This window comes from Chitinophaga sp., assembly GCF_039596455.1.
In the GTDB taxonomy this organism is placed as follows: domain Bacteria; phylum Bacteroidota; class Bacteroidia; order Chitinophagales; family Chitinophagaceae; genus Chitinophaga.
Window position 1 is genome coordinate 2,128,961 of sequence record NZ_JBCNJR010000001.1, and the last position, 23,575, is coordinate 2,152,535.

The 23,575-nt window shown below is 52.0% G+C and carries 17 protein-coding genes; 12 read left to right on the forward strand and 5 right to left on the reverse strand.

Annotation, left to right across the window (positions count from 1 at the left end):
- The first annotated feature begins 8 nt into the window (after window positions 1-8).
- From ABDW36_RS08610 to dapA, 3 genes are all read left to right on the forward strand, one after another.
- Window positions 9-1,535 carry a RagB/SusD family nutrient uptake outer membrane protein gene (locus ABDW36_RS08610; protein ID WP_343701478.1) on the forward strand — a complete coding sequence of 509 codons (1,527 nt, stop codon included), beginning with the start codon at window positions 9-11 and terminating at the stop codon, window positions 1,533-1,535.
- Between the two features lie 248 nt (window positions 1,536-1,783).
- Window positions 1,784-2,737 (forward strand): acetyl-CoA carboxylase carboxyltransferase subunit alpha, encoded by a 954-nt coding sequence (locus ABDW36_RS08615; RefSeq protein WP_343701479.1) that lies wholly within the window; start codon window positions 1,784-1,786, stop codon window positions 2,735-2,737.
- A gap of 84 nt (window positions 2,738-2,821) precedes the next feature.
- Window positions 2,822-3,703: a 4-hydroxy-tetrahydrodipicolinate synthase gene (gene dapA, locus ABDW36_RS08620; RefSeq protein WP_343701480.1), complete on the forward strand. Its 882-nt coding sequence runs from the start codon at window positions 2,822-2,824 to the stop codon at window positions 3,701-3,703.
- Window positions 3,704-4,068: 365 nt separating this feature from the next.
- Here the strand turns inward: dapA and ABDW36_RS08625 are convergent, their stop codons facing one another.
- The 3 genes from ABDW36_RS08625 to ABDW36_RS08635 form a co-directional block, all read right to left on the reverse strand.
- Window positions 4,069-4,890: a hypothetical protein gene (locus ABDW36_RS08625; RefSeq protein ID WP_343701481.1), complete on the reverse strand. Its 822-nt coding sequence runs from the start codon at window positions 4,888-4,890 to the stop codon at window positions 4,069-4,071.
- Window positions 4,891-4,975: 85 nt separating this feature from the next.
- On the reverse strand, window positions 4,976-5,884 hold the full coding sequence (locus ABDW36_RS08630; RefSeq protein ID WP_343701482.1) for a ribonuclease Z: 909 nt from the start codon (window positions 5,882-5,884) through the stop codon (window positions 4,976-4,978).
- An 18-nt stretch (window positions 5,885-5,902) separates the two neighbouring features.
- Window positions 5,903-6,277, reverse strand: a complete 375-nt coding sequence (locus tag ABDW36_RS08635; protein ID WP_343701483.1) for an STAS domain-containing protein — start codon at window positions 6,275-6,277, stop codon at window positions 5,903-5,905.
- Between the two features lie 254 nt (window positions 6,278-6,531).
- Here ABDW36_RS08635 and ABDW36_RS08640 point away from each other — a divergent pair, with 254 nt between their 5' ends.
- From ABDW36_RS08640 to ABDW36_RS08670, 7 genes are all read left to right on the forward strand, one after another.
- Entirely contained in the window at window positions 6,532-9,063 is a 2,532-nt protein-coding gene (locus tag ABDW36_RS08640) for an ATP-dependent Clp protease ATP-binding subunit (RefSeq protein WP_343701484.1), read from the forward strand.
- Between the two features lie 318 nt (window positions 9,064-9,381).
- On the forward strand, window positions 9,382-11,097 hold the full coding sequence (locus tag ABDW36_RS08645; RefSeq protein ID WP_343701485.1) for a hypothetical protein: 1,716 nt from the start codon (window positions 9,382-9,384) through the stop codon (window positions 11,095-11,097).
- A gap of 69 nt (window positions 11,098-11,166) precedes the next feature.
- The gene (locus ABDW36_RS08650) at window positions 11,167-12,312 is read left to right on the forward strand and encodes a hypothetical protein (protein WP_343701486.1); all 1,146 of its coding nucleotides are present in this window, start codon (window positions 11,167-11,169) and stop codon (window positions 12,310-12,312) included.
- 13 nt (window positions 12,313-12,325) lie between these two features.
- Window positions 12,326-13,921, forward strand: a complete 1,596-nt coding sequence (locus ABDW36_RS08655) for a T9SS type A sorting domain-containing protein (protein WP_343701487.1) — start codon at window positions 12,326-12,328, stop codon at window positions 13,919-13,921.
- A gap of 83 nt (window positions 13,922-14,004) precedes the next feature.
- Window positions 14,005-14,694 carry a (d)CMP kinase gene (gene cmk / locus ABDW36_RS08660; protein WP_343701488.1) on the forward strand — a complete coding sequence of 230 codons (690 nt, stop codon included), beginning with the start codon at window positions 14,005-14,007 and terminating at the stop codon, window positions 14,692-14,694.
- 566 nt (window positions 14,695-15,260) lie between these two features.
- On the forward strand, window positions 15,261-17,207 hold the full coding sequence (locus tag ABDW36_RS08665; protein WP_343701489.1) for a tetratricopeptide repeat protein: 1,947 nt from the start codon (window positions 15,261-15,263) through the stop codon (window positions 17,205-17,207).
- A gap of 26 nt (window positions 17,208-17,233) precedes the next feature.
- Window positions 17,234-17,998 (forward strand): LytTR family DNA-binding domain-containing protein, encoded by a 765-nt coding sequence (locus tag ABDW36_RS08670; RefSeq protein WP_343701490.1) that lies wholly within the window; start codon window positions 17,234-17,236, stop codon window positions 17,996-17,998.
- 359 nt (window positions 17,999-18,357) lie between these two features.
- Here the strand turns inward: ABDW36_RS08670 and ABDW36_RS08675 are convergent, their stop codons facing one another.
- Window positions 18,358-19,584 (reverse strand): 4-hydroxy-3-methylbut-2-enyl diphosphate reductase, encoded by a 1,227-nt coding sequence (locus tag ABDW36_RS08675; RefSeq protein WP_343701491.1) that lies wholly within the window; start codon window positions 19,582-19,584, stop codon window positions 18,358-18,360.
- A 115-nt stretch (window positions 19,585-19,699) separates the two neighbouring features.
- On the opposite strand from ABDW36_RS08675, the gene ABDW36_RS08680 reads away from it, so the two are divergent.
- A complete protein-coding gene (locus tag ABDW36_RS08680; RefSeq protein WP_343701492.1) occupies window positions 19,700-20,200 on the forward strand; it encodes a DUF4251 domain-containing protein in 501 nt (166 codons plus the stop codon).
- A 212-nt stretch (window positions 20,201-20,412) separates the two neighbouring features.
- Here ABDW36_RS08680 and ABDW36_RS08685 read toward each other — a convergent pair whose 3' ends face one another.
- Window positions 20,413-21,318, reverse strand: a complete 906-nt coding sequence (locus ABDW36_RS08685; RefSeq protein ID WP_343701493.1) for a rhomboid family intramembrane serine protease — start codon at window positions 21,316-21,318, stop codon at window positions 20,413-20,415.
- Window positions 21,319-21,524: 206 nt separating this feature from the next.
- Between ABDW36_RS08685 and rpsA the strand changes: the two genes are divergently transcribed.
- Entirely contained in the window at window positions 21,525-23,420 is a 1,896-nt protein-coding gene (gene rpsA / locus ABDW36_RS08690) for a 30S ribosomal protein S1 (protein ID WP_343701494.1), read from the forward strand.
- The last annotated feature ends 155 nt before the right edge of the window (window positions 23,421-23,575 follow it).

Here is a 23,575-nt window from a genome sequence, read left to right on the forward strand (position 1 = left end):
TTTGCATTATGATACGCATTTCCAAGATAACGGTCCGCATGCTGTGCATCACCCTGCTGCTGACCGGTTGCACGAAAGACTTCCTGACGTTGCAGCCGCGGGATACGCTCACGTCTGACAATTTTTTCAAAACAGAGAATGATGCCCAGGCCGCGCTCATTGGCATATACAATATCCTGGAGCGGGAAACCGGCTTTGCCAATGTGCGTGATGCGGCAGATATTGAATGGTCTATCAGCGGAGATATGGAAGAGGAAGACGGCAGCGCCAACAGGGTAGAGCTGCAAACGCTCAACTTCCCCGCCAGCAACACCATTCTGCGGGATGTATACGAAACCGCCTACCTCGGCATTGGCCGCGCCAACATCGTGATAGGCCGGGTAGCGCAGATGAGCTTGCCGGAGAATGTGAAGAACGTGATAGTGGCACAGGCAAAATTCCTGCGCGGCATATTTTATTACCGGCTGGTGAACTACTGGGGCGGCGTGCCGCTGGTGCTGGAAGAGCTGGATGCCAGCTCCAACCTGGAAATACCGCGCTCTGCTGCTGAAGAGGTATGGACACAGGTAGAGAAAGACCTGCTGGAAGCCGCGCCCCATCTGCCGCTGGAATGGGATGCCAAAAACAAGGGGCGCATTACCCGCGCCGCCGCCTGGGGCTTCCTCGTGAAAGCGGCGCTCTGGCGTTCCAAATGGGACGCGGCCATACAGTACAGCGACAGTATTATCAAAATGCCGCAGCATCACCTGCTGCCGGTGTTCCGCGATGTGTTCAGGGAAAAGAACGAGAACAATGCGGAGGTGATTTTCAGCACGCAGTTCCGGCCAGACCGTACCTCTCAAGGCAACAACCTCGTGAAAAGGACCGCTCCCCGCGGAGCGCCGTCTCAGTACGTGGGAGACGGCTCCTGGAGCAATTTTGTGCCGCAGCAGCACTGGGTGAACGCCTATGAAAAAGACGGCACCGGGAAGATCAAAGACCGGCGTTACTGGCAAACCATCATTGGGCCAGGAGAGCAGCACCAGGTCAATGGTTTCGTGATGCCCGTGCCCGTACCCGCAGGTTACTCCAGCACCGGTTATATTATGACCAAATACTGGGAATTTCCGCCGAAAGACAACCTGCCCAACGCAGGCATCAATCCGCCTGGCCTGCGCTATGCGGAAGTACTGTTGAATTACGCCGAGGCGCTTAACGAAAAGGCGCGTACCGCTGAAGCCCTGGAGCAGGTGAACAAGATCAGGGAGCGCGCCGGGCTTGACGCGCTGCCGCTTACATTGGGTAAAGACGCTACGCTTGATGCCATTTTCTATGAAAGGCGCATGGAGTTTATCTGGGAGCCCACCGGCGCATTTTCCGACCTCAACCGCCGCGGCCGCTTCATAGATTTCATTAAAAAGAACAGGAAAGATATTGCCACGCTGGAGATAGAAAAGAAACCCTGGCTTACCGCCAATCCCATCCTGCTGCCCATTCCCCGTGCGGCCTGGGAGCGGAATAAAAAACTGGAACAGAACCCGCATTACACCTTCTGAAAAAACGGGACCATCACACAGAACGGCCGCACCGGAAAACGGTGCGGCCGTTTCACTTGCGATCAGCCATGGAAGCCAGCCGCCGAAAAATATTTGATAATATACCCTGAAGTACTACATTTGCAGGCGCAACCCGGGAGAGCCCGGGTTTGTCGTTTATGCGAAATCCCTCTACCACAGCAGGCTTTTTGGTCTGATGGAAGGGTTTACTATCTTTATGATGTACTTTAACCTTTTTAAACCTGAGTATGCAATTTCTGGATTTTGAAAAACCAATTGCGGATCTGTACGAACAACTGACGAAGCTGAAAGAGAACGGTGAAAAGTCCGGTGTGGATGTTTCCGCTACCGTAAAGGAGTACGAACAAAAAATCATCGACACAAAACAACAGATCTATAACAACCTTACCAGCTGGCAAAAAGTGCAACTGAGCCGCCATCCGGAGCGCCCGTATACAATGGAATACATAGAGCGCATGACCACAGATTTCGTAGAGCTGCACGGAGACCGGAATGTGAAAGACGATAAGGCCATGGTAGGCGGTTTTGCCAATCTTGACGGGGAAACTGTAATGTTCATAGGCCAGCAGAAGGGTGTGAACACCAAAATGCGCCAGATCCGCAACTTCGGTATGGCCAACCCGGAAGGGTACCGCAAGGCGCTGCGCCTCATGAAGCTGGCGGAAAGGTTCAACAAGCCCATTATCACCCTCATAGATACGCCCGGTGCTTACCCCGGCCTGGAAGCCGAAGAGCGCGGGCAGGGAGAGGCCATTGCGCGCAACCTGTTTGAAATGGTGAAACTGCGCGTGCCCGTGATTTGTGTAATTATTGGCGAAGGCGCCTCCGGCGGGGCTTTGGGCATAGGCATCGGAGACCGCATCTTTATGCTGGAAAACAGCTGGTATACTGTTATTTCCCCGGAGAACTGCTCCACCATTTTGTGGAGAAGCTGGAACTTCAAGGAAAAAGCGGCTGAAGAGCTGAAGCTCACCAGCGGTTATATGAGCCAGTTCGGACTGGTAGACGGGGTGATCCAGGAGCCGGTAGGCGGCGCCCATTCCAACCACGAAGAAATGGCCGCCATTCTCAAGGCCAAGCTGAAAACCACCCTGGCTGAACTGAAACAGATCAACCCGGAAACGCGTATTACACAACGCATTGAGAAGTTTTCGAATATGGGCTTTTTTGAAGAGCGATAAAGGATAGCTATTGCGGGAACCGATCCAAATTTCCATATTTGCACTTTTTTAGGGGCCCGCAAGGCAATTTTGACAAGTTTTGATATGCTACAGCAACAACTGAGGGGTACCGGCGTAGCGCTGGTAACGCCCTTTACTACACAAGGAGCAATAGATTGGACAGGCCTGGAAAGGCTGATCGATCACGTGATCGGGGGAGGGGTGAATTACGTGGTAACATTAGGTACCACCGGTGAGACCCCCACTTTATCTTCCGACGAAAAGCTTGACCTGATAAAGTTCACCTTCGAAAAGGTGAATAAACGGGTGCCCGTGGTAGTAGGGGTGGGTGACTACAACACCCGGGATGTTGTGAAGCGCCTGGAAACCTGCCCGCTGGATGAGGCGGCCGCTGTGCTCAGCGTAGCGCCCTATTACAGCAAACCAACGCAGGAAGGTATTTTCCAGCATTATAAAGCCATTGCAGCCGCTTCTCCCAAGCCGGTGATCCTCTACAACGTACCCGCCCGCACCGGCCGCAACATGACGGCAGAAACCACCATCCGCCTGGCCAATGAAGTAGACAATATCATTGCCATGAAAGAAGCCTCCGGGGATATGGTGCAGTGCATGCAGATCATCCGTGACAAACCCGAAGGTTTCCTCGTGATCAGCGGAGACGATGCTATTGCCATGCCACAGATAGCCTGCGGCATGGACGGGGTGATCTCCGTAGCCGCCAACTACTTTGCCAAAGACATGTCTGCCATGGTGAAAGCCTCCCTGGAAGGCAATTACGAAGAAGCCCGCCGCTTCCACTACAAAATGCTGCAAGCCTTTGACCTGATGTTTGCCGAAAACAACCCGGCCGGCATCAAGGCCTTCCTGCACGCCGCCGGGCTCATGGAAAACGAGTTCCGCCTGCCGGTAGTACCGGTTACAGACGGTCTGTACGGCAAAATCAAGTCCTTCCTGGGCAGTTACTAGATTTTTTCTTTATGTGCTAAGTATACGGGGCCGCATCAGGGATGCGGCCTTTTTTTGTGGCTGCTTGGGGCCAATAGGCACCTTACGATATAAAGGTCTTCTTTACGCGTCATCTTTCTGACAGTATTTAGCCTCCATTCAGCCAGGAATGAGTTACCCGTATATATGGTGGCTCATAGATGGCTCATAGGTGGCTCATAGGTAGCTCATAGGTAGCTCATATAGTAGAAAAACAGAAGAATGCAATAGGGAAAACGGGCAATTTGCCGGGAGTTGCCGGGGCGGCGGGCATTAACTGCCTGAAAATCAGGCAAAGAAAAGGCCGTACTGCACAGTACGGCCTTTTGCTGCATATATCTGCCGGTCTAAAAAGCGAACCCAATGGTCAGCCCCAGGCCGCGTACGCCCAGGAACGGCAGTTTCACGTCTGCGTACATCCCGTCATTCCGCACTTCTGCCGTAATGTTCTTTTTACCGCCAATGTCTATCAGGGATTCCACTTCCTCCTTCAGGTCTGCCCGTTCCTGCTCGTCCAGCATGCTCAGGTCTGTAGGCGCGTCTACCTTGCCGCTCATGCTGCCGTAATGGCCGCCTATGATGAAGAGGTCTATAATCACGCGTTTGTGGATGTTGAACTGTCCGCCCAGTATCACGCCGCCGCCGATGCCGCTGCTTTTGCCTTTCATGGGCACCAGCACCATGCTCTCGTCCGGCCGCTCAAAGTCATACGGGTAATCATATTTGAAAGACGAGTAACGGCCGTATACGCCTGCATAAAAGCCTTTGGCGCCTGGGCGGCGGCCGGTGTAAAAGCGTATTTCGGCGGTAATGGCGTTGCCGCTCATTTTCAGCTTGTCCAACTGTTCTGACATATCTCCGTCTTCTTCCCTGAAGTAGTCCATCACTTTTTCCGTGAGCGGCGTTTGGGTGAGGCCGGTTTTGGGCATGAAACGGTAGCCCAGGGAGGCGGATATCTTCCGGGCAATCAGGCGCTCGTACGTAAGGCCGTAGTTGCCGAGGGCAATGGTAGAAAGGTTGGTTTTGATGATGTTGGAGAAGTAAGGCTGGTTGCGGAGCCTGTCCTTGCGGCTGGGGGCTTCTTCAGCCGTTTGCACCGGTGTGGTTTGAGCCGTGGCGTGCAGGCACACGGAGAGCAGTAACAGAACAGGTAATGCTGTTTGTTTCATAGTTATAGGAATTATTATTTTAATGTGTAAAGATAATTGCAGCTAATACATTACGCAATACCAATTAGTAGGTATTTATTAAATTTTAAATAAGGTAGGTGGCGCCTTCCAGGGCCAGTTCGGTTTGGGGGAAGATGGGCAGGCTTTCGTCCAGGAAGGGCTGGAGCTCCGTGTATTTGGAAGAAAAATGGCCAATGAGCAGGCGTTTGGCGCCGGCCATGCGGGCCAGGGTGGCGGCTTGTACGGCCGTGCTGTGAAAACGGTCCTGCGCGCGTTGCACCAGCTCGTGGAGGTAGGTGGTTTCATGATATACCAGGTCTGCGTTCTGCAGGTGGGGCACCAGCTCTTCGTCATAAATGCTGTCTGCACAGAACACGTACCGTTTGCCGGGGGCAGGGGGCAGGGTGACCCAGTCGTTTTTCACCACTTTCCCGTTTTTCTGCTCATAGTCCGCCCCTTCCTGCAGGTGGGAGTAATAGGCGGCCGGGATATCGTACGCCCGTGCCTGTTCAGGTATTACGCGGCGTTTGCGGCGCTGCAGGTTAAAGGAGAAGCCGTAGCAGGGAATGCGGTGTTTGGTGGGGAAGTAGCTTACTTCCATGTCTTTTTCACGGAACAGCAGGCCTGTACGGTCTGGCAGCAGGGCGTGGAAAGAGAGGTTGAAGCGGAGGGTGGTGGCGGCGCACTGCAACTGCAGCCGCAGTATCTCCTCCAGCTCCGGCGGGGCGTAGAGGGAGAGGGGCTCCGTGCGGCCCAGCAGGCTCATGCTGTTGATAAGGCCTATCAGCCCGAAGTAATGGTCACCATGCAGGTGGCTGATGAAGATATGCCGTATTTTGCCGCGGCGCACCTTGTACTTTGTGAGCTGCATCTGTGTGCCTTCGCCGCAATCTACCAGCATCAGCTGATCATTCCAGGTGATCACCTGTGCGGTGGGGTGGCGGTCTGGCGTGGGAATGGCCGAGTTATTACCTAATATCGTTACAGCAAACATAGCATTTCAGAATGTTGGTTATTCCTCACCCAGGTTCAGTTCCCGCTCCAGGTCTTCCATCATCACCATATCAATGGCTTCAGAAAGCGTGGGTACTATATTGAGCATATCAGGGTGGGCGGCAGAGAGCCGGGCTGTTAAATCTGTGTTAAGATGGGCAACGGCGGCGGAGAGGCCCCGCTCATACTGGCGGTTGTACACTGTAAAAATGGCTTCTACGCCCTCAGCGCCCGCTGAACGCACAGAACCCAGGTCCAGTATAAGGTTCTTTTCTTCCAGCGCCGGTATATTGCCGGCCTCTTCTACCAGCGCTGCTGCCATTTTAGCATCCAGCTCATGCTCTTCCAGCCGTAAAATCACTATTTTTTCTTTGGTATCAATTTTGAATTGCATATTGCCGGATGTTATTATTTTAACATTTTAAAAAAAGGACAAGCAAAAAGGAAACCTGTCCGATAATTATCCTTGCCGGAAGCAAATACCCGATCACAACATCCATTCTTCTCGTAAGTATATTTACCAAACACGGCCCTTCAGCGCAAAAGTAAATCTTAACTTTTTATGTACAAGGATAAAAACTAAATCCAAATTTATTTGGTAATATTGTATAAGCAAGCCCCCGTAAGGGTTTAACAAAATCAACTACAATGGATCAGAATTTTTCACCGCAAGTAAAGGAGATCATTTCGTTTAGCAGGGAGGAGGCTTTACGCTTGGGAAATGATTTCATCGGTACGGAACACCTGCTATTAGGTATTATTCGTGAAGGTGAAGGAACGGCTGTTAAAATTCTACAAGCTTTGAACGTAGATCTGTATGAGCTGCGCAAAGAAGTGGAACTGGCTATAAAGGACAAGACGGGAAAGAACATAGCGAATATCAATAGCCTGCCGCTGACACGCCAGGCAGAGAAAGTGATCCGTGTAACCGTACTGGAAGCCAAGGCGCTCAAGAGCCCCACCGTGGAAACAGAGCACCTGATGCTGTCCATCCTCAAGAATAAAGAAAACGTATGTACTCAAATCCTTCAACAGTTTGACGTGGACTACGATACTTTTAAAAACGAATTGGGCTTCGTAAAATCTACCGATCCGAAGGCAGAATTTGACGACCCCGGAGAAGAGGAGTTTGAAGACGAACGCAAAAGTTATGCTTCCAAAGCAAAACAGGCGAACACCAAGTCTAAAACACCTGTACTCGACAACTTTGGCCGTGACATCACGAAGCTGGCCGAAAGCGGCAGCCTGGACCCCATTGTGGGCCGTGAGCAGGAGATAGAACGCGTTTCGCAGATACTCTCCCGCCGCAAGAAGAACAATCCCATCCTCATAGGGGAACCGGGTGTTGGTAAAACCGCCATTGTGGAAGGCCTGGCCCTCCGCATTGTTCAGCGCAAGGTTTCCCGCGTGCTGTTCGATAAAAGGGTGGTGAGCCTCGACCTGGCCGCCCTGGTGGCCGGTACCAAATACCGCGGCCAGTTTGAGGAAAGGATGAAGGCCATCATGAACGAGCTGGAAAAGAACCGTGACGTGATCCTGTTCATAGACGAGATCCACACCATTGTGGGCGCCGGCGGCGCCTCCGGCTCGCTGGACGCTTCCAACATTTTCAAACCCGCCCTGGCGCGTGGCGAGCTCCAGTGCATCGGCGCATCCACCCTGGATGAATACCGCATGTACATCGAGAAAGACGGCGCGCTGGACAGAAGATTCCAGAAAGTGATGGTAGACCCGCCCACCGTAGATGAAACCATCCAGATACTCAATAACATCAAGCCGCGCTACGAAGAATACCACAACGTAAGCTATACGGACGATGCCATTGACGCCTGCGTGAAGCTGAGCGACCGGTACATGACCGACCGCCTGCTGCCTGACAAGGCCATTGACGTACTGGATGAAGTGGGCGCTCGCGTTCACCTCAAAAACATCAATGTGCCGCAGAACATCCTCGACCTGGAAAAACAGATCGAAGACATCAAGCAGGAAAAAAACAAGGTAGTGAAGAGCCAGCGCTTTGAAGAAGCCGCGGCCCTGCGGGATACGGAAAAGAAACTCGGTGAAGACCTTGAAAAGGCCAAAGCCGTGTGGGAAGAGGAAGTGAAGCACAAACGCTACCCCATTGATGAAGAGGCCATTGCCGAAGTAGTGAGCATGATGACCGGCATCCCCGTAAAACGGATGGTGCAGGCGGAGAACGAAAAGCTGCGCCGCATGGGCGAAGACCTGAAAGGCGCCGTAGTAGGGCAAGATGAGGCTATCAGCAAGGTAACCAAAGCCATTCAGCGTAACCGCGTAGGCTTGAAAGACCCGAAAAAGCCCATCGGTACCTTCATCTTCCTGGGACCTACCGGGGTGGGTAAAACCGAGCTGGCCAAAGCGCTCGCCAAATACATGTTTGACTCTGAAGATGCGCTCATCCGCATAGATATGAGCGAATACATGGAGAAATTCTCCGTAAGCCGCCTCATTGGTGCGCCTCCGGGATATGTAGGCTATGAGGAAGGCGGTCAGCTCACTGAAAAAGTGCGCCGCAAACCTTACTCCGTGATCCTGCTGGACGAGATCGAAAAAGCGCATCCGGACATCTACAACATCCTGCTGCAGGTGCTGGACGATGGTATACTCACCGATGGCCTGGGCCGGAAAGTGGACTTCAAGAACACCCTCATCATCATGACGTCTAACATTGGCGTACGCCAGCTGAAAGACTTCGGTGCAGGGGTAGGCTTCACCACCACCGCCAGGGCCGTTACGGAAGAAGAGAACACCAAAGCCGTGATAGAAAAAGCGCTGAAACGCACCTTCTCTCCGGAGTTCCTCAACCGTATAGATGATGTGATCATCTTCAACTCACTGAGCAAGGAGCACATCTACACCATTATAGACATCACTATGAAAGGTGTACTGGCCCGCCTGCAGAACCTGGGCTTCAGCCTGGAACTGACAGACGAAGCCAAAGGCTTCCTGGCAGAGAAAGGGTACGACCAGCAGTTTGGCGCACGCCCGCTGCACAGGGCCATCCAGAAATACCTGGAAGACCCGCTGGCCGAAGAGATCCTCAATATGAACATCCATAACGGAGACATATTGATTGCCGACCTGGACAAGGAAAACCAGAAGCTGGTGTTCTCCCTGAAGAACCCTTCCAGGAGCAAATCGGAAAAATCAGAAGCATAATTTTTAAGGACTGTTAAATAGAGAAAAGACTGCCGGACTGGTTCCGGCAGTCTTTTTTTCTGGCTGTTCCATTTGAGAATCAATCTTTATAATCATACAATGGATTAAATGAATAAAAAACATGATGAAAATAACGTATTAATCAAAATATATATGTAATATTGTACATGCGTTGTTACCCTGAGATTGGAGAACGAAAACATTGAGCATTGAAGGCATGGCCGCTCCTATCTTGAAGGGTTGCTGCACTAAAAAAGGCATGATCGGAAAAATCATACATCGTAACATTTAAGGACTTATTTTTTTAACCTATTACCTATGAAAACATCGTTACGCATAACCAGTATGCTACTGGCAGCGCTATTGTTCCATTCCATCAACAACAGTTTGAAAGCACAGGTCAAGATTGGCGGCAACCCTGCCATAGTTGACAAAAATGCCATTCTTGAGCTGGAGAGCGTCCGCAAGGGCCTTTTGCTGCCCAGGCTGACAGACGCCGGTTTCCAGACATTAAATACCAACACGCCCATTGCGGACGGGTTGCTGATCTACCTCACCGCCACTTCCATGGGATTTACGCCCGGCTTTTATGTAAGGGAAAATAATTCATGGAAACGGATTGATGCAGACGGTGCCGCCGCTACCCCCTGGCGCACCAATGGTAACGACGGGGCCGCAGGCCAATGGCTGGGCACCAAAAACCTCTTTCCACTGAATTTCAGGACCAACAACACGCCGCGCATGGTGATTGACGGAGACGGTAATTTCAACTTTACCGGCGCCAGCTATGTGTTCAACAACCTCACCAATGCCGCGCCCACGGAGAATGACGTGCTGGTGATCAACGCCAGCGGGCAGATCTTCAAGAAGACGCTTAATAACGTATCGGTTACTTCGCTGCAAGACCTCTCCGGAGATCTTGACCTGGCCATCAGCTCCAGCAACGCGCACACCCAAACCGGCATTACCACCGCGGGCCAGGTGATCTCGCTCAACCTGCCGGTAATGGCAGACGCCACCACCCAGCAGTACGGTTTTATTACCGCCGCGGATTTTGACAAGCTGCAGAAGCTCACCTCCGCCGGCGGCCTCACCTTTGCCGATGTCGTAACAGACAATACATTGGGAGATGCGGGCGGCAAGTTTGAGTGGGACGCTGCCAACAAAAGATGGACGCTCACCCTCAATGCAGCCGGAGAAACCCACGCCGGTGTGGTAACCACCACAGACCAGACATTTGCCGGTAACAAAACTTTCCTGGGCAATGTAATACTGGGAGACGCCGCGGGTACCGGTGAAGCAACCGTAAACAGCGTGCTGGCGCTCAACAAGGCAGACTTTGTTGATCCCGCCGGGCCTGAAACAGAATATAACCTGCTGTTGAAGAACGCCACCAACCAGGTGCAGGCGGTAACCGTACCCAAGTGGAAAATGAATGCCGAAGGCATTTCCGCCATCACTATTGAAGGCACTACACCGGTAGACGTAACCGGCAGTACGGCAGACGGCAAGCTGAGCTTTGAACAGGTATCTACCGGTACAGACTTCACTATCAAAAATGCCGGCGCCAACAAGATCGTATTTGAAATGCCCAGCGCTTCAGAAACCAACCGCGGTTTGGTAACTACCGGCGCGCAGGACATTGCGGGCGTTAAAACCTTCAAAGCCGAAGTAGTAGCGGGCTCTAGCACTGGCAATGCATTGAACATACAAGGCGGCGTTACCGTGAAGCAGCGCGCGTTCACCGGTGGCAGCGTGGGCGTGGGAGATTATATCCTGCTGGTGAAAGGCAGCGGCTCTTCCGTAGTGAGCGCAGACCTTCCGCCTTCCACCGCCAATGCCGGCAAGGTGTACATTTTCTCCAGGCTGCCGCAAGACGCGGTAGACCCCGCAGATGAGGCCAACTCCACCGTGCGCATCACAGATAACGGCGGCGCCACCGTAGCAGAAATAGACGAGCCTTATACTTCCCTGACCGTATTGAGCGATGGTACCAAATGGATCGTAATGAGCAGGAACATGGCTGGTTTGTAAACTTTATCCGATTGAAGGGAATGGCCGGTAAAATGGCCGGCCGTTCCCTTATAATCCAAATAAAAGTCTATGCATCAATTGTACAAAAAGAGCCTGGCAATTTTTTACTGCCTGCTGATGGGTGCCGCATTGCCGGCCGCAGCGCAGATGAAGTTCGGGGGAGACGGTTCCCTGCGCAAAGATGCCATTCTTGAACTGGGCTCTACCCGGAAAGGGTTGTTATTACCACGTGTGAACAATGCAGCTTTAGGCTCCAATCCCCTGGATACCGCCGCTGCCGGTATGATGGTGTTTAATACCAATGACCAGAGCCTCTATATCAAAAAACTGGACGGCCTCACACCCTGGACGCGGGTGAACGATGGCGGCAACCTCAGCCTGGCCAGCCTCAGTGATGCGCAGCTGGCTGCTCCGGCCAATGGCCAGCTGCTGAAATTCGAGTCAGGCAAATGGACCAACTGGATACCCAACTATGTTACACCAACCCACCCGCTGACCTTTTCCGGTGGCGACATAACAGGCAACGGAGCGCTTTCCGGCAACATTTTACTGAGCCTCGGCAATATTCACAGCGGCGGCACTTTCCCTAAAGTGACCTACAACGCGAAAGGCCTTGTAACAGGCGGTTCCGCACTGGCGGCTGCAGACATTCCGGCCGGCTCCACCTACTACATCCAGAACCAGACCGCTTCCCCGCAGGCATCGGCAGGGTTTAACATAGATGGTACCGGGGCTATGAAAGACCTCACCGTGAGAGATATGAACGTGAACGGCGGCATTCTGTTTACCAGCGGTACCGGCGGCGCCGTGGCGCAGGATGCAGGGCAGCTGGTGTGGGATGCGGGCGCTAATGAACTGGGCATAGGCACCGGCAACCCGGCCGCGAAACTGGATGTGAACGGCAGATTTAAATTGGGGGCGTCTGGTACCGTGCTGGCCAATGTTCAAAAAACAACGGTCACTTTCGGAGACAATACGCAGTTCGGCTATAATGCGGTGAGAAAGTTCACCGTAACGCTGCCTGCTGGCATAGTGCTGACCGATAACGACAACATCATCATCAACCCGCGGTCTGACCTGCCCACAAGGATCGGTATAGGCTGGTGCAGGGTAACGGACGCAGGCGCCCGCCAGATCACGGTCTGCTTTACGAATACAGGAGACAATATTGCAGTAGGCAGCCGTCAATACGATATCACCATCATTCAAGATTAACATCCATTATCCCGTGCGTACCATCATCACCATATTGCTCCTCCTGGCCGCCCTGCCGCTGATAGCGCAGCAAGACCTTTACATTGCGCCCGGTACGCGCCTGCAGGTGGGCAATACAGAGGCCGTGAGCATTTACGGCAGCGTGGTGAATGATGGCGCGTTGGGTACGGCAGACGATGCGCTCGTCCACTTCTTCGGCAAGGCATGGAGAAACGGTATGGGCGCAGCATTGCCGGATAACAGCCAGAACGGCTTCAGCGCAAAGGGAGGCCTTTTCCGCTTCTCCGGAGATAACCCTTTGTACGGCAACGTAGGCGCGCAGCAGGTATTTGGCGGTTACAGCATTGTTTCCCGGCTGGGGGCTACCTTTCCCAACCTGGAAGTGAACAACCGCCTGGGCGTGTTGCTGGCAGACCTCAGTGACCTGAAAGTGCGCAACAACCTCCATTTTTCAAGCGGCCACCTCTTCCTGAACGGCTGGAACCTGGTGGTGGGAGACGGCCGGCCCGGTACCATCACCGGCTACAGCGAACAATCTTTTGTGATAACGGGTACCGGTATTGCCGGCGGCTTCCTGTACCGGGAGCAGGTAGATGCTTCCGCGGGCAAAGTGGTATTTCCCATCGGCACTTCTATTTCCACTTACGCGCCTGCCGTGATAGAGTATGCAGGCGCCGCTGATGATGTGCGTGCGCGCGTGTTTGACAGCGTATACCAGTATGCCATTTCAGGCCTTACCAACAAGCTGGACTTTGCCAACAAAACCTGGAACATTGCCAAAACAAAGCCTGACGCCGCGGAAACAAAGCTCACGCTGCAGCACATGGATGCAGATGAAGGGCGAGACTATGCTGCTTTCCGCGCTGCCAGCTATGTAACGCGGTTCATGAACAATGAATGGGATTACCAGGAAAACCCCGTCAGCCTGCCGGTAGCCGGCAACATTACCACCACCGGCACCTTGCAGCACGCCACCATGCATTACCGTATTCTGAAAGACGGCATTTCTACCAACGAATATTTTACAAAGGCCTCCGTATTGTATGGGCCATACGCACCGGCCGTGTTCATACAGCTTAACGCGTACCGTCTCAACGAAAACTTTGTGCAGCTGGAATGGGCGGTTAGCAGCGAGCTGAATAATGATCATTTTGACATAGAAAGACGGTACGACAATGAGCCTGATTTCACCAAAGCCGGTGAAGCACCTTCCATAGCGCCCAACGGCAACACCAGCATCCGCATGGATTACCGGCATGCAGACCCTAACGGCTACGATGGCTGGACGTATTACCGCATCAAAGCCGTATCGAAAAACGGGCGCGTAAGTTATTCCGAAATAAAGGCCGTGCCGCCCTTCCTGCGGGTAGATGTCTGGCCCAACCCCAACATGGGGCAGTTTGAAGTACGCGTACGCGGGCAGCAAACGGAGCTGCTGATGCAGATCGTGAACAGCATGGGCCAGCTGGTGGAACAGTACGAAATAGCGGGAGAGCGTACCATCAGGGTGCAGCACCTCGCCAAAGGCACGTACCTGCTGGTGTTTTACGACAAGGCCACCCAGCGCCTGGTGCGCACCTTCAAAGTGATTGTCATAGACCGGCGCTGACAGAAAAGTCTTTGATTATTCCCGGATTTGCGGCAAATTTGCAGAAGCAATTGTTACCGCTTGTACCGCTAAAAAATCCGGGCGTGAAAAAGATCATCATTACCATAGACGGTTATTCTTCCTGCGGGAAGAGCACGCTGGCCAGGCAGCTGGCAGAGCAGCTGGACTACCTGTATATTGACAGCGGCGCCATGTACCGGGCTATCACCCTGTATTTTATGCAGCAGCGGGTAGACTGGGCAGATCACGTACAGGTGATGAACGCCCTGGAAAATATTCATCTGCAATTTGTGTACAACCAGATTTCCGGTCGCAATGAAATGTACCTCAATGAGGAAAATGTAGAGCAGCTCATCCGTGAAATGCTGGTAGCGGAGAAAGTAAGCGAAGTGGCCGCCATCCGCGAGGTGCGCGAGTTTGCGGTGGCACAGCAGCAAAAGATGGGCTTGCAGAAAGGGATCGTGATGGACGGGCGTGACATCGGCACCGTGGTATTCCCGCAAGCGGAGCTGAAAATATTTATGACCGCAGATCCCGCTGTACGCGTGGAGCGCCGGTTTAAAGAGCTATACGAAAAGAACAAGAACATCACCCTGCACGAAGTAAAAGAAAACCTGGAGCTGCGTGACTATATAGACGCCAACCGCGAAGTAAGTCCCCTGCGCAAGGCAGATGATGCCATTATATTGGATAACAGCCAGTTATCAATAGAAGAACAGCTGGAACTGGTGAAGCAATGGGTGGAAGACGCCGTAATGGAACATTCTTCTTGAATTTTTTTTGTATATATCAAAAACGTTATTACCTTTGGAATAACGACGGGAGCAATCCCTGTTGATATATTTTTACCTCATCCTCCGAAATTCCTCAATTTTACTGGTCTTGGCCCTGAAATTCCGTATAGAGCGGAAAGTGAAAGATATATGCCGCAGATACTTTTGGACCGGAAGTGACTCATAACCTGGAAAAGAACCTGAAATTTTGTTGCACATCAGAAATGATCTGAGCTACCGGATGGCGCTTGGCGGGTCCCGTAACTTTTGTCAGCAGCAAACTGGTTCAACGTGATGATTGTCCAAAAAAAGGCTTTTTGCCATATCCCGGACTTATATCCAGAAAAAGACCACACTATTAACCGTATATAAACGAACTACAATATATATCAGGTATGCAGGCCATGGCCGTGCTGCCTTAAAATTAATGTGAGATTCGGCCGTACAGCGGCCCTGTTTCATATTTTCAGTAGGTGTATTCGGTTAATAGGAAAGGGGCGAATTCTTTCGCCCCTTCATTTTTTTGTAAATGATTATCTTTAATTGCACTGTTTCACCCTTTTACCATGTTCCGTAAAGCGCTGATCTTTATTGCAAGCCTGTATCTGTTCCTGTGGGCGCCTGCCTCCGCGCAGGATTCAGCGCAGGTTTTCCGCAGTCTTGACTCCATCCGCAAAATGCCGGACGATACGGTAAAGGTGAACCTCCTGATGGCCCGGGCCCGCAGCCTGTACCGCTTTTTTGACGGGCGCCGGCAGGAAAACGCCTTTTTGCAGGAAGCCATCAGCACCTCCCAGAAAATGCGCTACGCCAAAGGCCTGGCCGAAGCATACAACGAGCTGGGCACCTCCAAACGCAACAAATCCCAGTACCTGCTGGCCACGGAATACCACGAAAGGGCGCTGAAAAGCGCGCAGGACGCCAAAGATACCCGCCTGATCACCATCTCGCTCAACAATGTAGGGGTAGACTACCGCCGGCGGGACATGCTGGAAAAGGCGTTCGACTTTCACTTCAGGGCCCTCAAGTCTGCCGAAAAAGATAAAGATGACCGCAACCTGGCCATTGCCACCAACTCCATCGGCAATATCAAACTCTCTGACGCCAAGTATGATGAAGCCATAGAGGTGTTTAACCGCAGCCTCCGCATTGAGCAGGAAAGAGATAACGAGCTGGGCATTGCCATCAACCTTGGCAACCTGGGTTACGCCTATGAAGGCCTCGGCAAGCTGGACCTCGCCATTGACTACTACAAACGCTCCCTGGCCGTGAACGAGCGCATTAACAGCATCACCGGCATGTCTATCTGCTACACCTGCCTGGGCACGGCTTACCAGAAAAAGAAAAACTACCCCTTGGCCATGGAGTACCTGCAAAAGGCCCTGGCGTTGAATGACAAGGTGGAAGACAAGATACACTCCGCGGACAGCTACATCAGCATTGGCCGCCTGCTCAACGAAGAAGGCAAGTATGAGGAAGCGCGCAAATACCTGCAGCAGGCTATTGACCTGGGCCTGAAATGGGGCTTCAAGTCAACGCTCATGGAAGCCTACAAATCTATGAGCGATAACTACAAACGTGCCGGAGACCTTAACCAGGCTATGGACTTCAACAACTACTCCATCCTGTACAAAGACAGCCTGCTGCGGGAAAAGTCAAGCACGGAGTTTGCGCAGATGCAAACCCTGCATGACGTGCACCAGAAAGACAACCAGATCAAACAGCTGCAGCAGGAGCAAGACCTGAGCCAGCTTCGCATACGCCGCAACCTGGCGCTGGCCATTGCCCTGGCGGGTTTCCTGTTCATGCTGATAGTGGGCGGCTTCTTTTACATCCGCCACCGCAACCTGCAGGCCAACCGCCAAACACTACAGCTGGAGCTGCGCTCGCTCCGTGCGCAAATGAACCCTCACTTCATTTTCAACTCCCTCAGCTCCATTCACCGCTACATCTGGAGCAATAACCAGGAAGAGGCGTCAGATTACCTCACCAAGTTTTCCAAGCTGATGCGCATGATACTGGATAACAGCCAGCACACTTTCATTCCGCTCAACAGAGAGCTGGAATCCCTAAAGCTGTACCTTGACCTGGAGGCGTTGCGCTGCAATAACATGTTTGATTACAGCATCGCCGTGGGGGAAAATATTAATGAAGAAGAAGTGCTGATACCGCCCATGATCATCCAGCCTTACGTGGAGAACGCCATCTGGCACGGGCTGGTACACCGCAAGGAGAAAGGCATGCTGGAAATAGCGGTGCTGCTGCGGGGCAAGGTGCTGGAGGTAACGGTAACGGATAATGGAATTGGCCGTAAAATGGCCATGGAAATAAAAGAAAAGAAAGACCGCATGCACAATTCCATGGGCATGAAAGTAACAGAAGGCCGTATAGCCCTCATCCGCAAGATCAATAATACCAAAGATGCGAATGTAGAGATCCACGACTTGCAGGATAACGGTCAGGCAACCGGCACTAAAGTGAGAATAGTGCTGCCGGCAGAATTTTTATTTTAAGCAGGGAAAATTTTAAAAATCACCACATGAGCGAAATCAAAGCTATCATTGTTGATGACGAGCAGCATTGTATTGATGCGTTACAGGCAATGCTGCAGAAAAAATGCCCGGAAGTGACCGTACTGGCAGGAGTGAACAGCGTGGAAGAAGCGCGGCGGGTAATTGACGAGCTGGCGCCTGACCTGGTATTTCTCGACGTGGAAATGCCGCATCAAAACGGGTTTGAGCTGCTGAAGCAATATGACCGCATACAGTTTGACGTAATTTTTACCACTGCTTATGAACAGTATGCCCTCAAAGCCATCAAGTTCAATGCGCTGGATTACCTGCTGAAGCCCTTCAGCGTGCAAGACCTGCAGGAAGCGCTGCGCAAGTTCCAGGAGCGGCGGGCGGAGAAGGGTACAGACCCTGCCATTGCCCCGCTGGAGGTATTTTTGCAGAACATGAAAACTATGCAGCAGTCTAACCGGAAAATAGCGCTGCCTACTATTAACGGCCTGGTATTCATGCCCGTGCAGAATATTGTACGCTGCGAGTCTACCGGTAACTATACCAAGCTGTTCTTCACAGACCGCAAGCAGCTGCTGGTATCCAAACCTTTGAAAGAATTTGAGGAGCTGCTGACGGATGTTGACTTTTTCCGCGTGCACAATTCCCACCTCATCAACCTGCAGCAAATGGAGTCTTACATCCAGGGAGAAGGCGGTTTTGCCCTTATGAGTGACGGTACGCAGGTGGAGGTTTCCCGCCGGCGCAAGGCGGATTTCCTGAAAAAGGCCATGCAGTTCTGAGTAGAAGGGAGGGGGGAACCGGCTTTTAAACCCTGGCCCGGCCGCCGTTGTGTCACTCCCTTCAGCTGCCGGAAGGCTGTGAGCCATGTCCTGGGCTCAACCGGATTTACAGCCATTCATACCACTTATCGGTCTGGGGATACCGGATATTAAATCGCGGTTGCGGTGGCTTTTTTGAGATTGTATTTTTGTTTCACAATCAGAAAATCAATTGTTTGTTAGATACAAAAAAGAATTTTCTCTGCATTACTAGCGTTTGATTAGCCCCAAAGGAAAAAGGCACCTTCTGGTGTCTTTTTTGTTTATGGCCGGGGGTGGCAGGATTATTCCGGTTGCGGGTTGCCGGAGGCGTCTATGCCTCAGTTGAAAGCAGCCGCTTTTTCTTCCACTTTCTCTTCCAGCCCGTAAAATGAGAGCAGTTTGCGGATAACGCCTTCCACAACCGCGTCAGGGCAGGAGGCGCCGCTGGTCAGCAGCAGGGTTACCACTTCCTTTTCTGGTAAAAAGCCGCTGGTGTGCAGCTCCTGGTGGTGGTGAAAGTCCCAGTGAAGTATTTCGTTGCGGGAAAGGAGCTTTTCTTCCGAGCTTACAAAATAGGTGGGCAGTTTTTCTTCGCAAAGCTCTACCAGGTGGGAGGTGTTGGAGCTGTTGTAGCCGCCCACCACTATGGCCAGGTCCGCTTCCACGTCCAGCATGCCGGTAACGGCCGTCTGGTTGTCGTTGGTGGCGTAGCAAAGCGTATCCCGGGTGTCTGCAAAACGGGCGGCCACCTCCTGGTCTGCCAGCTGGTATTTTTCCCGGATGGCCTGTTTGACATAATCTGCAATGGCCTGTGTTTCAGAGGCCAGCATGGTGGTCTGGTTCACTACGCCCACTTTCTCCAGGTGGCGCGTTACGTCAAAGCCTTCGGAATACTGGCCTTTGAACTCCTCATAAAACTGCTCCGCGGGTTTGCGGCCATGGATGTAGTCTGCCAGCCGGTGGGTTTCCTCCATATCTTTCACCACCACGGTGGGCGTATGGAAGCGGCTGTGGGAGAAGGTAGCGCGGGTTTCCTCATGTTTGGGTTTGCCGTGTACTATTACGGTGTAGCCCCGGGCCGCAATCTGTTCCGCCTTGTTCCATACCCTTTCCACAAAGGGGCAGGTGGTATTGTATTGCAGCGGCGTAATGCCGATGGCCTGCAGGCGGGACTCTATTTCCAGGGTGGTGCCGAAAGCGGGTATGATCACAATGTCATCGGCGTTCAGCTCTTCCCAGGGTATCAGCTGCCGGCCGCCGGTATCCATCAGGAAACGTACCCCGCGGGAAAGCAGGTCGCTGTTCACCTGGGGGTTGTGTATCATTTCACTGAGCAGGAAAATGCGTTTGCCTTCATTTTCTTCAATGGTTTTGAAAGCGATCTCTATGGCGTTTTCCACCCCGTAACAAAAACCGAAGTGGCGGGCCAGCAAGATGCGCACCGGGCCAAAATCAAGCAGGGTAGGGCTGAAATCCTTTTTCATGCGGTCCTGCTGCTTGCGGTATTGTTTGATGGCGGAGATCAGCGGACTGCGGTATATGATGGGAACGTTGAATGTTTTCATGTGATCTGCCTCAATTTGGCAAAGATAATCATAATCGGCCGAATGCCCCCGGCGGCAAAAACTGGTAAATGTCAACTTTTCTAGTTAACTTCCGGTTACTATTAAAACCTGTACGTTGAAAGCATCCAAAATCGCACTATGTCTGGGCATAGCTTTATGCCTGCAGGTCTTTTCCGCGTATGCGCAAAGCCCCCGTGATTTCAGGGATTCTCTCATAGCTGACGCCGTGAAGGCCCTGCTGGTGAAAAAACAGTTCATCTTTTTTGTGCAATCGGTGGTGCCGCCCGGCGGGCAGAGCATGCCCATTGCCGGGGAGAACTATACGCTGCGGCTGTTCGGGGATTCCCTGCAAATGAACCTGCCTTACGTGGGGCGCTCCCATCAGGCCATTACAGACTATTCCCAGGTGGGTTTCAATTTCAGGACGGGCGGGCTGGATTATGTGATCAAAGACCGCAAGCGGGGCGGCTGGAATGTGGAGATCAGGCCCCGTAACTCCACCAATGTGAGCCAGCTGATGCTGAACGTGCTGAAGAACGGCAGTGCCACGCTGCACCTGACGCCCAGGAACAAGCAGCCTATTTCGTACCAGGGAAATATAGCGGAAAGAGAGTGATGCAAGCGGATGACGCCCGGCTGACAAATTTTGCAGGGGGCGGGCAGGTATTTATCCGCAGGCGGTCTTTTGTGAGGCGTTGAGCATACGCTTTGTTTTGAGCCGGCCTTATCTTACCTGCTGCAATACCAGCATTTTACGTTTACTGATATAGATAAATGCAGTAGCCCCGGGTCTCCGGGGCTTTTTATTTTAATGCGGCTTCAGGAGGGTTATTTCTCGTCGCTGTACTTTTTCAGCCACTGCTTTTCATCCGAGGTAAGGCTGTTATAGCCTTTTTCGTTGATCTTGTCCAGCAGCTGGTCAAGTTTGGTGGCATGGGAGGGTTCCGGGTTGCGTACCACGCGCAGGGGCGATTTTTTGGGTTTGAACTTGCGCGGGCGGGGCTGCCGGGAAAAGAGGCCGGAAATTTTTTCGAACAGGGAAATGAGGGGGGCGCAGAGATCTGTGCCGTTGTTCTGCAGGATGCGCACATAGGCGTAGCCGAAGGCCGCGCCGCCCAGGTGGGCCAGGATGCCGCCTACGTTGCCGCCGGGGATGGCAATGATGTCAATGATGATGACGCCTATGGCCACCCATTTGAGGCGGATGTGGCCCAGGAACAGCAGGCTTATTTCGACGTTGGGCATCAGGGTGGCGCTGGCCACCAGGAAGCACATCACTGCGGCGGAAGCGCCTATCATGGGGCCGCCCAGCATATTGGTGGGTGGCAGGGCGTAGTAGAAAAGGATGTATACCAGCGCGCCGATGATGCCGGCCAGCAGGTATAGCGGCAGTACGCGTTTGTTGCCCAGGGTGCTGCGGAACATATTGCCGAACCAGTAGAGGTTGAGCATGTTGAAGAAAATGTGGAAAATGCCCGTGTGAACGAACATGTAGGTCAGGAGGCCCCAGGGCTTATATAGTAAAGTGTCATTATATATATTTAATTGAAGATTTTCCAGCAGGAAGGCGTGGGTGACAACTGCGAAGTGAATGTGAAACGTGTTGGGAGCCGCCAGAACAAACAATAGTCCCAGCACAATAAAGATCACAATATTCACAAACATGAGGTGGTTCACTGTGTTCTCCTGTTTGAGCCAATATCTGATGTCCGATTGAAAAGAAGTGCCGTTCATACCGGAAAATTAAAGAAAATAGTTGAGCTAAACGCGCAGGGGCCTGCCTGCCGGGCGAAAGCGGCTGCTGCGGGGTAGCGATTAATAATATATATAAACAATTGGGTTACAGGGTTTGTTTGGCCTAAATAAAATTGCGCGAAAGGGAATATCTCCGTATCTTTGCCTCCCTTAAAATACTTTACTTTAAAAGGAGGAAACAAATTTTGACAGAAAACAACATTACTAACGAACAAAACGCTGAACAACAGGCCCCGGCAGCAGCCGCTCCGGCAGAAACAGCGACAACAAATGCTCCTGTTGCCACCGCTCATGACGATTTTGACTGGAGCGTGGACAAACGCAACGTATCTTCTTACAGCAAAGAAGAGAAAGAAAAGTATGACCAGACTTATGACAGCACTTTCAAAGTGATCGAAGAGAACGGTCTGCTTTCCGGCACCATTGTAGGTATTACCAAAACCGACGTGGTGATCAACATCGGGTTCAAATCCGACGGCCTTATCTCCCTCAACGAGTTCCGCGATCTGCCGGGCCTGAAAGTAGGTGACGAGGTTGAAGTACTGGTAGTTGAAAAAGAAGACCGCGACGGCAACCTGCACCTGAGCCGCAAACAGGCTCGCATGCAACGTGCATGGGAACGCATCGTGGAAGTTTACAAAACCGGCGAAGTGGTTACTGGTACCGTTACCAGCAAAACCAAAGGCGGCCTGATCGTGGACGTTTACGGCATGGAAACCTTCCTGCCCGGTTCTCAGATCGACGTTAAACCGGTTACCGACTACGATCAGTTTGTTGGCAAGACCATGGAGTTCAAGGTAGTGAAAGTGAACGAAGCTATCCGCAACGCCGTGGTATCTCACAAAGCCCTGATCGAAAGCGACATCGAACAACAACGTGTAGACATCATCTCCAAACTGGAGAAAGGCCAGGTACTGGAAGGTACTATCAAGAACATCACCGACTTCGGTGCGTTCATTGACCTGGGTGGCCTTGACGGTCTGCTCTATATCACCGACATCAGCTGGGGCCGTATTTCTCACCCGAGCGAAGTACTGCAGATGGATCAGAAGATCAACGTGGTGGTACTGGACTTCGACGACGAGAAAAAACGCATCAGCCTGGGTTACAAACAACTGACCCCCCATCCGTGGGATACCTTGCCCGCTACCATCACCGAAGGTGCAAAAGTAAAAGGCAAAGTGGTGAACATCGAAGATTACGGCGCATTCCTGGAAATCCTTCCCGGTGTGGAAGGCCTGGTGCACGTATCAGAGATCTCATGGGCTTCTACCCCCATCAACGCCAAAGAGTTCTTCAAACTGGGCGAAGAATACGAAGCAGTGGTAGTTACCCTGAGCAAAGACGAGCGCAAAATGAGCCTGTCTATCAAACAACTCACCGAAGATCCCTGGTCTACCATCGAAACCAAATTCCCGCTTGACAGCCGCCATAAAGGCATCGTGAAAAATATCACTCCCTACGGCGTATTTGTTGAACTGGAAACCGGCATCGGCGGTATGATCCACATCTCCGACCTGAGCTGGATCAAACGCTTCAACCATCCGAGCGAGTACACGAAAGTGGGCAACGAAATTGAAGTAGTGATCCTGGGTATTGATAAGGACAACCGCAAACTGAGCCTCGGTCACAAACAGATCGAAGAAGATCCCTGGAACACTTTCGAAACTATATTCCCCATCGGTTCTATCCATGAAGGAACTGTAGTGAAGAAAGATGACAAAGGCGCTACTGTACAGCTGCAATACGGCCTGGAAGCATACGCTCCCGCCCGTCACCTGCGCACCGAAGATGAAAAACCGATTGCCGTTGAAGATGTGAAAGAATTCATGATCATTGAATTTGACCGCAACGAAAAACGCATCCTGGTTTCTCACACCAAGGTTTGGGAACAAGCTAAAGCCGATGAGAAAGACGCTGTGATCAAAGAAAAACGCGCTGAAGCTGAAAAGACCCGCAAAACGGTGAAAAACATCCAGTCCAAAGTAGAAAAAGCCACCCTGGGAGACCTGGGCGCGCTGGCCGAACTGAGAGAAAAACTGAAACAGTCTGAAGGTGGTGAAGAAAAGAAAGGTGAATAAGTAACCTGATTGTTTTAAAGATAAAAATCCTCCGGTGTTATGCCGGAGGATTTTTTTTGTTCAGGAAAATGTTTGTAGATTTGTATTGCCTGTTGCAATTGAAAGTCGTTCTAAGAACGTGGCAGTATACAAAGGCTGCTTAGGTTGTGGATGGG